The organism is Haloferula rosea, from assembly GCF_016595525.1.
GTDB classification, from domain to species: Bacteria; Verrucomicrobiota; Verrucomicrobiia; order Verrucomicrobiales; family Akkermansiaceae; genus Haloferula; species Haloferula rosea.
The window spans coordinates 149,458-161,441 of record NZ_JAENII010000010.1 but is presented as its reverse complement, the minus strand read 5'-3'; the positions used below and the strand labels follow the sequence as shown (position 1 = coordinate 161,441).

Sequence of the window (11,984 nt, the reverse complement as noted above, 5' to 3'; positions counted from 1 at the left end):
CGCAGTTGTCCAGAAACGTTGTTGGTGGTGTCTGATATTTCAAGCATGTCGCAATCCCACGTCAGGAGCGCGTATTGTCTGGGGCGTATCCGGAGGGAGCTGCCTATGGCCGGGGGGGAATCGGGGGCAAGCGAGTGAGCTTTCCAATTCCCTCCGTGATGGGTTGGGCCGGGAGCAAACCCAATGAAACAGGGCGTCGTCCGCGGAGGTAGTAGTGGCATGGCATCTGATCGTCTCCACTCCACCTTCTCCTGCGGTCGCTGGACCAATTTCGTGCGGCTTGGGGCGCTCGTCCTGACGCTTGGTGGTGCCATGGTTCATGCCGCACGGTTCAAGGTGGTGGAGACCTTGGAGATCGGTCGGGTTGTTTCTGATTTCCGGGTCGGGTTCTCCTTGGTGACTGATGAAGGTTCGAATTCGCAGTATGTGGCTTACTACGACGATCAACGCAGGATGACGGTGGCGATGCGGTCACTGGATTCAAGCGAGTGGCATTACCAAACGCTTCCCTCGAAGGTAGGATGGGACTCCCACAACTACATCACCATGGCCATCGATCGCCTTGGAAACCTTCATGTGGCGGGGAACATGCACGCGGATCCGCTGGTGTATTTCGTGACCTCAAGGCCCGGCGACATCTCGAGCCTGAAACCCGGGGCCATGACGGGTGAGCGGGAGGAACGTGTGACGTATCCCAGATTCATGAACGACCATGAGGGGAAATTGGTGTTCAACTACCGCGACGGTGGCTCCGGGCGGGGTGCCCGGTTGTTCAACAGGTTCGATCCTGAAACGAAGAGTTGGGCCCGCTTGCTCGACACTCCGCTGCTTGACGGGGAAGGGCAGCGGAACGCGTATCCGCTCGGCCCGGTTCGTGGGCCCGATGGCTGGTTCCACATGGTCTGGGTGTGGCGGATGACTCCCGACTGTGCGACCAATCACCATCTTTCCCATGCCCGTAGCCGCGACCTCATCGCCTGGGAGTCAAGCGGCGGGCGGAAGGTCGAGTTGCCCATCACCTTTGAAGATGACTTCCTCTTGATCGATCCCATCCCGGTTGGAGGTGGCATCATCAATGGCGGCGCCAAGCTGTTCTTTGACAAGAAGAAGCGTCCGTTGGTCACCTACCACAAATCAGACGCCGAGGGGAACATGCAGATGTATGTGGCCCGTCCTGAAGGGAAGGGCTGGAAGATCCAACAGCTGACCGAGTGGAATGATCCGATCGAGTTCAGTGGCAATGGCTCGATGAATTTCATCGGGATTCGGGCCAGCGAAGCGATGGAGGCGGAACCCGGAGTCCTGACTCTATCCTATCAGCACCGCGTCCTCGGCAGTGGACGCTTGTTCTTTGACGAGGAAAGCCTCCGACCTTTGGAAGGACCTTTCGAAGTCACGAAGGCGTTGCCTTCCCAGCTTGGTGAAGTGGAAAGCGACTTCCCAGGAATGCAGATCCGCCGCGCCACGGATCAGGCTGGCTCGGATGCGCAAGGAGTGCGCTACGTCCTGCAGTGGGAGTCGCTCGGAGCGCATCAGGACAAGCGCCGCAAGCCCCCGTATCCTGAGCCCTCGATGTTGCGGCTGTATCGCTTGGTGGAATGAATTGCCATCCGGTTGCCCAAGTCGATGAGGTCAGTCGCTGCTGGCCCTCAACGAATCGGAATGTGGTGGAAAGAATGGGCTCGCCCCTTTGACGATGAGTCGATTGTTTCGGGCATGGGCCCCGAACTCCTACTGCTTCTTCTCCCACTGGCTGCCTGCATGGGAATCTTCTGGATCATCCTCAGGTTTTCGTCGGCGAGGATTACGAACCAACATCGAATCCTCGCGGAACGGTTTGATCTCGAGTTCAGCCAGTTGCCTGCAACGATGGGCGGGTTTGTGCGGCCCGAACCGACCGTGTATGGGGCTTATCGGGGACGGGAGATTTCGTTCTCGGCACCGGGCAAGGGCCTCAAGGGTTCTCGGCAGATTGAGAGCCTCCTGAAACTGGAACTCAGGGACCGACGCTTGAAGGTGCAGATGGCCCCTACGGGTTTGCTCGGCGGTTTACGTCAGCGGGATAGTGGGGGGCTCAGCCGTTGGAAGTCCGGAGACGAGGGGTTTGACCGGGCGGTGGACGTGCGGACCAGCCATGGGGAGGTTTTGAATGGAGTTTTGACGGAGGAACGGCGCACTTGGCTCGCCGATCGGTTCAAGCGTTCGAAGGCTTCGCTGTATGTCGGGGATGGGACGATCGCCTATGCAAAGCTGGGATTGATCGGTGATGAGGCGACGAGACTGCAGTTCGAGGAGATGGTCGAGTTTCTCTGCGATTTCGCTGAGTCGTTGGAAGGTTGATACCGCGCAGGCGGCGGCTCCGCTCCCCGGAGGGGCCACAGGAGTTCAGATGCGGGGAGCTCGGTTCGTGGATCTGCGGCAACCCCGGTTCTGGCGAACTGTCTTAGGGTGACGATCAGGATCCGCCCACCCATTTCACCGAGTTGATCAGCAGTTGCTTGAAGTCCGGATGGGAATGGGCGCGCTGGTCGTGGCCGAGGGTGATGCACACGATACGGGTCTTCGGGTCGTTGACGATCCACACGCTGGGAATGGGGCCCTTGGTCTTGTCGGGCTCATTCACGGCGAGGAGTTGATGCTTGGATCCGTCCTTGAATCGGAAGCGATAGTTCTCGTCCCAGATCGTGAACTTCGGCTTCACCTTTGAGGCGATCGGATGACGGGGTCTCTTGATTGTCACGTCAAACTCGCCCTTGCCATGTTCGGTCGTACGCCCCGAAACGAAGCGCTCGTTGTATCCCTTCCAAGGGTGCGACCAGGTGGCGGCATGAAGCATGACCATCCCTTTGCCGCTGTCGGCGAAGTCGTGCAATGCCCGTTGGAAGCGCTCGCTGCCCCACTGGTCGTGATTTCCGCTGAAAACAAGCACGTCGGCGAGCGGCATGGCGGCGAGGGCTTCGTCGAGGTTCATGGTGCCGATGACATCGGCGTGCTTGATCCGGGAGAGCGTCCCGCGATCAGTGGCGATGAAGTCCCGAGGGAAATGGTGGGCCTGCCCGGCACCGACGAGCAGAACCCGAAGGGAATCGGCTTTCCGGGGCTCGACAAATCTCTGGCCGGTGGCAGCAGTGCTGTTGGGGGGCAGATTGGCAAGGTCGCGTCGAGTTGTACCGTGGGCGGCTGCTGCTGTGGAAATTTCCGCGGGTTCGTTTGAAAGGTCGGCGGTGATGGCTGCGATGACGGGGGAGATCCTGTTGTCCGCGCTCTCAAGGGTGATCTGACGAATGGTTCCCGGCTTCTTGATGTCGACGGTGAGCATGCGGATCTGCCCTGCCTTGACCCACCCCTTGAGCAACTTCGAGCCAGGCACATTGATGACGCGGTTGTAGTCGCCGAAGTGGACCTTATTGAGGAACTCCGTGCTTTCGGTCGTGCCATCCTGGTGGGTGAGGGTGACCTTGAGGGCCACCCTTTCATCGCCGATGGCCGGGAAACCCCAACCGGCGACCCCGCTGACGAGGTAGAGTCGAGAAGCTTCGATGTCGGTGGGGATCTCCACCTTTTTCGGGTAAGTCCGGGCGACGTTTCCGGGCTGACCTCCCTTCAGGACGACGAGGCTCCGGCCGTTCGGGCTCTTGGCGGGATCCATGAGAAAGAAGGGGACCCCTTCGAGATCGACGTGGCCGAACTTCCGGAAGAACACACTGTCGCGCGTGGCTTTCACGTCGGCGAAGAGCCCGCGACGGGCATCGGCCGTGTAGGCTTCACGAAGGTCGATGACCCGGTAGCGACCGGCATCCGTGGATGTCATGTAGGCAAGGATGTCGCGGAGGACCTCCGGGCCGAGACCACCGAGTCCCTCCGGCATGAGGGAGCGCTGCGTGTTTTCCCGCTGGGCGATGTCATCCTTCTTGAGCTCGGTGTCCCCGGCCTGGCTCCGAAGGGTCAACGAGGTGGCGTTCTCGGAAGTGATCACGCCGGCAAGCGAGCGACCGTCCTTTGTGGTGATGTTCCACTGCCAGTAGCTGGGATCGACCTCGCGGTTCGGGTCGATGATGTGGGTCAAGAGTTCCTCCGGTCCGTGGGAACCCATGCCGTTGAGGGTCGGGCCGACGTCGGAAGTACCAAGGTCATCGTATTTGTGGCAGATCGCGCACGCGGCCGCGAACATCAACTTGCCGTTGGCGATATCACCCGGTTTGCGCACCTCCGGCAGGAACTGAGCGATCAGTTCCCGGGTCTTCTTCATGCCCGGGACCAGTTTCTCCACCATCGACTCGGCCTTGTCCGATACCATCCGGTCGGGATGGTTGCGGAGGCGTGCGATGTTGCCCGGACCGATGTCAGCCGGTTCGACCTTGCCTCCTTCAACGGCCTGCAACAGGGCAAGGGCGGCGGCGGGGTGGGCGACGATGGCGTCGAAGGCGGCATTCTGTAGTGCCGGATCGAGTTGGCTGAAGATTGGTGCAAGGCGGGTGGCGTGGGCGGTTTCCCCGAGCTTGGAAAGAATGCCGAGTCGGATGGATTCAGGGGTGTTGGGGTCTTGCAGGGTCACCATTGTGGCCGCGATCGCCGTTTCCTCTCCGACGGCAATCAAAGCCCGGGCGGCGTCGAGGCGCTGTTTGGCATCCGCGGTCGTGTCGGTCAGCTTTTTCGCCAGCTTGTCGACCTGTCCGTCCACGGTTTCCTTCATGCTGCCATTTCGATCCCATCGTGCGATCAGGGGCAGTGCGGTGGACGCGGTCTGGGCGTCGCCGAGCAAGGCGCCGAGTGAATCCGTCAGTGGCTTCGTCAGGGGTGGCTGCACCTTCTTGTTGGTGGAGAGCGCCTGCAGGATGATGACCTTGAGTGCGGTTGACGCCTGCGGGGCGGAAGCGGAGGCGACGACCAGATTCGTCGCCGTGGAGGATGGATCGGCCTTCAGCGCAGACGGCAGGAGATTCTCGACCAACGGAGCGAGTGGATCCGGTGATGGCGAGTTCAGTGCGGCGAGAATGTACTCGGTGGGGGCGGAGGAAGCGGCCGCAATCAGCGCGGAACGAGTCCAGTCGTCCTCGGCTCCGGCGAATGCATTGAGCAGGGCATCGCGACGGGCGGCATCGGTTGTTTCGCTGAACTCTCGGTAGGCTTCGAGGGGGGAGGAACCGGCCGCCGCAGCCACCGGCTTGCCCGCTTCACGAAGCAGGCGGTGCGCGCTCATGCGGGTGTGGGCATTCGGATGGTCGAGCGCCTTGGTGAGGCCGTCGGTGTCCTCCTTGTCGAGGGCGGGAAGCGTCACGGTTTTGGCCTGCTTGTGCTGCACCCTCCAGATGCGGCCGAAGTAGTGGTCCCGGTCGGGCCGGATGGCGGCATTGGCCGGACCGTGACGGGGGCCACGGGTGTCATTGTGAATGACGGCCTGGTTGTAGAAATCGATCACGTAGAGGGCACCATCGGGGCCGACGCGTGTCTCAATCGGCCGGAACCAAAGATCGCTGCTGCGGATGAACTCGGTCTTCTCTCTCCCTTGCTCCTTGTCGGCAGTGTAGGTGACTCCATTGGGCCGGAGGAAATACTGGCTGACGAGGTTGATGGTGGGTTCGCCGGTGAAGTAGCTGTCGTTCCACTTCTCCGGCCATGCTCCGCCCTGATAGATCGCGCAGCCGGCGGCGGCGGTGTAGGAGCCGACGAGATCGATCTGGCGGTAGGCGGCCTGTTCCCAGGTCAGAAGGGGGAAGGTGGGTTGACGAACGATCATCCCGTGGAAGCTGTTGGTGCCGGGGATCTTCCCCTTCTCCAGAACGTACTCGGGCAGGACGGTGTGGAAAAGTACGGTGCCACTGGTAGGTTGGGTCCAGAAGCAGCGGCCGTCGGCCGTCATGTCGAGGCCCCACGTATTGCCACCCTTGCTGGAATACATCTCGATGCGCGTCCCGTCGGGCTTGAAGCGAAGCACTCCCGATCCGATTCCGACTTCGGGAAGCTCGGGGGCGCCGAGCGGCTTGACCTTCCCGGCGGAGTAGCCGTGGGTCGCGTAGATCCAGCCGTCGAGTCCCCAACGGAGATTATTGATCACCGCATGGGTGTCGCGCGTGCCGAGGCCAGTGTAGAGTCTTGTGCGCTTGTCGGCCACTTCGTCGCCATCGGTGTCCTCGAGGAACCAGATGTCCGGGGCGGCAGAAACGATGACGCCGTTGTTGTGAAAAACGAAGCCGGTTGCGAGCTCGAGCTTGTCGGCAAAGACATGCTTCCTGTCCATCCGTCCGTCGCCATCGGTGTCGGTCAGGATGCTGATGCGGTCGAGTGGATCTCGATCATATTCACCGGGTTCCACGGATCCGGAGTCCTTCCAGATCTCGGTATTCGCCTTGCGAAGGCCGTTGGGGTATTCCGGACTCTCGACAACCCACATGCGTCCCTGACCATCCCAGTCGAGGTTCATGGCCTTGTTGATCAGCGGTTCGGCGGCGACAAGGGAAAGGTCGAACTCCGGATGAAGTTCGATCTTGTCCGCGGCTTCCTCGGGTCGCGTCGGTCCGCCCACCGGGTAGCGCAGGGCGTCATCAAGGGCCTCCTTGTTGGAGAGAAGGGCGTTTGGATCCTCCATCTTCCCCGCCCAGGCGATGCCGCGCAGCAGGAGTGTCTGAAGGGAGGTGTGGGAAAAGTTCTTGTATCGATGCCCCGGGATGCAGGCGAAGGCGCGGCGATCGTTGGTTTCGTAGGTCCATATCTGCGGTTGGATGTCGTAGATGTTGACCGGCTGCCCTTCTTCGGCCGGACCCTCCTTGGGTTTCGGCGTGTAGGCGGCGGCGAGGACCTGGATCTCGGGGAGGAGATCCAGGTCGTAGTAGATCTCATCGTCGAGATCGAAGTTCGACACAGCGCGGGTGATCGGGTTTTCGCGGTCGGTGAAGTAGAGCGACATGGGCCCTTCGAGCCACTTGGTTTGGCCAAAGCGCCACGAGCCGCCGATGACCGACTTGAACCAGTCGGGGTCGCGGGAGACGGTGCCGCCGTGGATCGCGACGACGCCGCCACCACGGTTGAGGAAGGTTTCAAGATTCCTGCGGTCCTCTCCCTCGATGTTGCCCGCTTCCTTGGCATGAAGGATCAGCACATCGGTTTCCGCCAGTTGGTCCGCCGTGGGAAACCGGTCACCTCCGGTCGCCCGTGCTCCGCGTTCGTTGAGGAGGGCGGTCCAGTCCTTGAGGAAGGCTGGATGGTCGTGAGCTCCGGGTCCGTGGGTTTTGGGGCCGGAGCGGATGAAGACCCGCAGCGCGTCCTCCGCCACGCTGAGGTTGCACTGCAGTGCACAAAGGATGGCGAGAAGAAGGGCGTGGCGAATCATGGGTTGGCGGTGGATGAGCTTTGAATGAGTTTGAGTAGCTTGTCGGCACATGCGCGGGCGAATTCCGGGTCGTTGATCTGGTGATCGAGTTCGGTGATCTCGACATTTGATTGCTCGCGGATGGCTGAGAACAGGGCGTCGTCGGCCTCCGGGTCGTGGAAAGGCTGTCCTTCAGCGCTGATCACGCTGATCGCCTTGGTGGGAATCATCACGGCGGCGGGGGCCGAGTAGCGGTTCACCTTGTCAGCAAGGATCTTGCCGAGTTCGGCGCATTCCCCGGGTGTGGTCCTCATCAGGGTGACCTGTGGATTGTGGATGTAGAAACGACGCCCATCGTACTTCGAAGGGACGCTGTCCATTTCCCCGAAATTGACCATGTCGAGACAGCCGGGACCGATGACTGTCGGAATGCCGGCCTTGGCAGCTGCCTCAAGGCGATCGGGGCCGGCGGTGAGGACGCCGCCGGCGAGTTCGTCGGCGAGTTCGGTGGTGGTGAGGTCGAGCACGCCGGAAACCATGCCGCTTTCAATCAGCGACTCCATCGCCCTGCCACCGGCGCCGGTCGCGGCGAAGACGAGGACTTCGTAGCCCTGTTCTTCGAGGAGGCGCTTGGCTTCGGTCACGCAGGTGGTGGTGTTGCCGAACATGCTTGCAACGATCAGGGGTTTGGTGGCGTTGTCGTCGAGTTCGGCCTCGACCATGCCGCAGATGGCTCCTGCAGCGCGTGAGAAGATGGTGCGCGAAAGGCGATTGAGGCCGGCGACATCGGCGATGCTTGGCATCATGACGATGTCCTTGGTGCCGAGGTAGGGGGCGGTGTTGCCTGCTGCCAGTGTGGAAACCATGAGCTTGGGAAAGCCGATGGGAAGCCCACGCATGGCGGCCGTGCCAATGGCGGTGCCGCCGCCGCCGCCGAGCGAGACGACGCCGTCGATGCGGCCTTGTTCCGCCAGTGAGGCGAGGAAGATCGGGGCGGCTTCGCTCATGGCGACCACACAGCTTCCGCGGTCCTGTTTCGCCATCAGGGCGTCGAGATCCTTCCCTCCCGCTGTCGCCACATCGTGACGGGTGAAGTCGGGTTTGTGGGTCGGGGGCGCACCCGTCCCGACATCGATGAGGACCACGTCGTGCCCGCGAGCGCGGATCAGTTCGGCGACGAACTGGTGTTCTTCGCCTTTGGTGTCGAGAGTTCCGAGGACAGCGATGGTGGCCATGGTGACTGTGGATCAGCGGTTGATGGTGATGGACTTGAACTGGCGTGTCAGGTTCGTGAGGGACTCCTCGACCGCCATCCGCTCGAGGCTGGATGCTCCGACGAACCCGACGCAGTCGGTCGCCTGGATCACGCGGTCGGCATCCTCCGGGGTGTTGATGGGCCCGCCGTGGCAGAGATAGAAGATGTCGTCGCGCACGGCTTTGGCGGCATCGATGATGGCCTGGGTTTGGGCGATGGTGTCTTCCCATGAAACGACGGCATCGCGCACGCCGATGGAGCCGCCGACGGTGGTGCCGACGTGGGCGATGATGGCATCCGCCCCTTGCTCGGCCATCTTGGCAGCTTCCTCGGGCGACCCGACGTAGACGATGGAGAACATGTCCATCTTGTGGGCAAGCCCGACGGCTTCGAATTCCTTCTCGACGCTCATTCCGGTTTCCTCAAGCACGCCGCGGAAGTGTCCGTCGACGATGCTGTGGGTGGGGAAGTTGTTGATTCCGGAAAACCCCATCTCCTTCACCTTGCCGAGCCAGTGCCACATGCGGCGGCGTGGGTCCGTGGCATGGACGCCACAGATGACCGGGATTTCGTCGACCACGGGAAGCACTTCGTATTCACCGATTTCCATGGCGATGGCATTGGCGTCGCCATACGCCATCAAGCCGGCGGTGGAGCCGTGACCCATCATCCGGAAGCGTCCGGAGTTGTAGATGATGATCATGTCGGCACCGCCTTTTTCGATGAATTTGGCGCTGATTCCGGAGCCAGCTCCGGCGACGATGATCGCCTCACCCTTCGACAGGGTGTCGTTGAATCGTTCGATGACTTCGGTGCGTGTGTAGGGATTTCCTCTCCCGGTCCATGGATTCGGCATCCCTGAGGAATAGGGTCGGGAGCTCCAGCGGTCGAGGGAGGAAGACGAATCGCTCCCACGAGAACTTATCGAAAATCCACATGGTTGGGTGAGGTGTGGCTCGACGGGTGGGACTGGGAGGGTATGGTAGAGCCTGCATGGCAGGGAGGGATTTACCGGAATCTGAGTCGAAAGTGGACCGTGAGACTCTCGGGCCCGGGAGCAGATTGGCGGCGGTGCTTTGCGGTGAGTATGAGGTGACCGAGTGGATGAGGGGGGAGCCCGAGTGCCCGCTCCTGGCTCAACATGGGATCGCGCACTGTGGCTTGATGCTGGCCCGTCCGTCCACCGAGATTGTCCGAGGTCATCAGAGCGGGACCTACATGCTGGCGTGCATCGAGGGGGAGGGAGTGGTGCTCGCCGATGGCCGATGGAAGCGGATCGGCGCGGGGCAGGCTTGTTTGCTGCCCCCGTTCGTGACGAATGCCTTCAAGTGCCTGCCCGGAAAGTCGTGGTCGTTTGTGTGGGTCCGCTATGCGGAGTCGCGCGACACCCGACCGATCGTGACCGCGGTGTCACCGGTCTCCGGCTGCTTCAATGGTCTTCCCTTGAAGGCCGCCGTTGAGGGATTGCGGGCGGAATGCCTGGGTGAGTCCAGCCTGCCGGCGCTCCATCATTGGGCGGAATTGATTCATCAATACGTGCTCCGCTTTGCACAGCCGCACACCACCGATGAACGTCTTTGGCGGGTGTGGCGGAAGGTCGAAGTCGACCTTGCCGCGGATTGGACGCTCGATGGCCTCGCCAGGATCGCCTTTGTCAGTGGAGAGCATCTGCGTCGGATGTGCCACAAGGAGTTGGGGCGTAGCCCGATGCAGCACCTGACCCATCTGCGGCTCCAGCGTGCGCGCGAGATCCTCTCGACCTCGAATGACAAGATCGAGGCGGTGGCCCGTCAGGTCGGCTTTGAGAGTGTGACGAGTTTCTCGAACACCTTCCTCAAGTGGATCGGGTGTCGACCGTCTGCATTTCGGGATTGAGCGAGTCAGGCCTTGGACTGTCGGATCGATGCCCAAGGCTCCTCCTCGAACATGTCGACGGCCAATGGCCCCTTCTGGGATCCCGGCGAAAGGATGGCAAGGATGACCGCATCCTGATCGCTCCGGTTGAAAGACGCATGAACGACATCCGCGGGGATGTGGGCGCATTCGCCCTTCTTGATCCGTTGGGATTGCTCTCCAACCCATTGTTCGATCTCTCCTTCGAGGACGTAGATTGCTTCTTCGTTCTCTGGATGGCGGTGGAAATCATGTCCTTTTCCAGGTGGGAGGACGGCGCGGCAAACTTGGAGGTCCTTGGCATTGGTGATCTCAGGACGGCACATCCAGTAATTGGTGCGGCCTTCGAAGTCTTCCTTGATGGCATCGGCTTCGGTGATGAACGGGGACTTTTTCATGGTTCGAGGGTATCTGAGTTGGCAACGAGGTCGATAAGCAGGGGCGCGGCTTGTTCTATCAACTGTTTGAGGGGGAGTCCGCTCGAAGTGAGGGCGTGCAGTCCGTCGAACTCACCGCTGTCGCGCGCCGCCTGATCGGCGATGCCGCAGAATGCGGTGACGGGTTTGTGGCGCTTGCGTGCCATCCGAGCGAGGCCGACCGGACCTTTGCCCGAGAGGCTCTGGTGGTCGATCGATCCCTCTCCGGTGATGACATGGTCCGCTGCCTGGATGCGTGAGTCGAGATGGAGAAGGTCGGCGAGGAGGTCGAAGCCGGACACAAGTCGTGCCCCGGCGAAGAACATCAGCCCGAAGCCGAGCCCACCTGCGGCACCGGCGCCGGGGCATGCTGCGATGTCGGACGCGCCTCCTGCCTCTACCAGGCGAGTGATGCTTCGTTCCAAGTTTTGCTTCATCGGCGGGTCGGCACCCTTTTGGGCTGAGAAAACCGAGGTGGCCCCACGAGGGCCGAGTAGCGGGTTGTCGACATCGCAGGCCGCCGTGATGGCGGGGAGTCCGATGATGGAGTCCGCATCGATGTTGGCAAGGTTCTGAAGATCCGAAGGAATGGGACCGAGTTCGCGGTCGGCATGGTCGAGGAACCTCACGCCAAGTGCCGATGCCATGCCGCAGCCGGCGTCATTGGTGGCGCTGCCTCCGAGACCGAGGATGATCCGGTCCACCGAGTGCTGAAGGATGGCGTGGGCCATCTGCATGCCGACGCCGCGTGTGGTGGCCTTCAACGGATTGTACTCGGACGGGTGCAATCGCCAAAGACCTGCGGTTTCCGCCATCTCCAGCACGGCAATCCTTTCGCCAGAGGAACCGGCAAGCACGTAGCGGCTGTTGATGGGACGTCCCAGAGCATCGACCGCTTCGCAGTGGACCCAGTCGGCCTTCATGGCCTTGGCCACGGCTTCCATGAATCCCTCGCCTCCATCTGCAATCGGGCACAGATCGAATTCGGCCAGTGGGTCGATCCGGCGCACCCCCTCTGCAATCGAGTTGGCGGCTTCGATGGCGGTGAGAGAGCCCTTGAACTTGTCGGGGGCGATGAGGATGCGGCGCGTCATTCGTTTCTACGTCCTTCTCC

The 11,984-nt window shown here is 61.6% G+C and carries 8 protein-coding genes; 3 read left to right on the top strand and 5 right to left on the bottom strand.

Annotated elements, in window-relative coordinates:
- The first annotated feature begins 183 nt into the window (after positions 1–183).
- Both JIN81_RS13580 and JIN81_RS13575 read left to right on the top strand, forming a co-directional pair.
- A complete protein-coding gene (locus JIN81_RS13580) occupies positions 184–1,602 on the top strand; it encodes a BNR repeat-containing protein (RefSeq protein WP_200280690.1) in 1,419 nt (472 codons plus the stop codon).
- A 114-nt stretch (positions 1,603–1,716) separates the two neighbouring features.
- Positions 1,717–2,340, top strand: coding sequence for a hypothetical protein (locus JIN81_RS13575; RefSeq protein ID WP_234044902.1), 624 nt, complete (start codon positions 1,717–1,719; stop codon positions 2,338–2,340).
- Positions 2,341–2,455: 115 nt separating this feature from the next.
- Here the strand turns inward: JIN81_RS13575 and JIN81_RS13570 are convergent, their stop codons facing one another.
- The 3 genes from JIN81_RS13570 to JIN81_RS13560 are packed head-to-tail and all read right to left on the bottom strand — an operon-like array spanning position 2,456 to position 9,417.
- Positions 2,456–7,327, bottom strand: coding sequence for a PVC-type heme-binding CxxCH protein (locus JIN81_RS13570; RefSeq protein ID WP_200280684.1), 4,872 nt, complete (start codon positions 7,325–7,327; stop codon positions 2,456–2,458).
- Positions 7,324–8,541, bottom strand: coding sequence for a Tm-1-like ATP-binding domain-containing protein (locus tag JIN81_RS13565; RefSeq protein WP_200280681.1), 1,218 nt, complete (start codon positions 8,539–8,541; stop codon positions 7,324–7,326). Before JIN81_RS13565 ends, JIN81_RS13570 begins: the two co-directional genes overlap by 4 nt.
- 12 nt (positions 8,542–8,553) lie before the next feature.
- Entirely contained in the window at positions 8,554–9,417 is an 864-nt protein-coding gene (locus tag JIN81_RS13560) for a phosphoenolpyruvate hydrolase family protein (RefSeq protein WP_200280677.1), read from the bottom strand.
- 173 nt (positions 9,418–9,590) lie between these two features.
- Between JIN81_RS13560 and JIN81_RS19330 the strand changes: the two genes are divergently transcribed.
- Entirely contained in the window at positions 9,591–10,436 is an 846-nt protein-coding gene (locus tag JIN81_RS19330; RefSeq protein ID WP_200280674.1) for an AraC family transcriptional regulator, read from the top strand.
- Positions 10,437–10,441: 5 nt separating this feature from the next.
- On the opposite strand, the gene JIN81_RS13550 is transcribed toward JIN81_RS19330, so the two are convergent.
- Together JIN81_RS13550 and JIN81_RS13545 are read right to left on the bottom strand one after the other, a co-directional pair.
- Complete coding sequence (locus JIN81_RS13550) at positions 10,442–10,852, bottom strand: cupin domain-containing protein (RefSeq protein ID WP_200280671.1); 411 nt, start codon at positions 10,850–10,852, stop codon at positions 10,442–10,444.
- Complete coding sequence (locus JIN81_RS13545; protein WP_200280668.1) at positions 10,849–11,964, bottom strand: glycerate kinase; 1,116 nt, start codon at positions 11,962–11,964, stop codon at positions 10,849–10,851. Before JIN81_RS13545 ends, JIN81_RS13550 begins: the two co-directional genes overlap by 4 nt.
- Positions 11,965–11,984 lie beyond the last annotated feature (20 nt).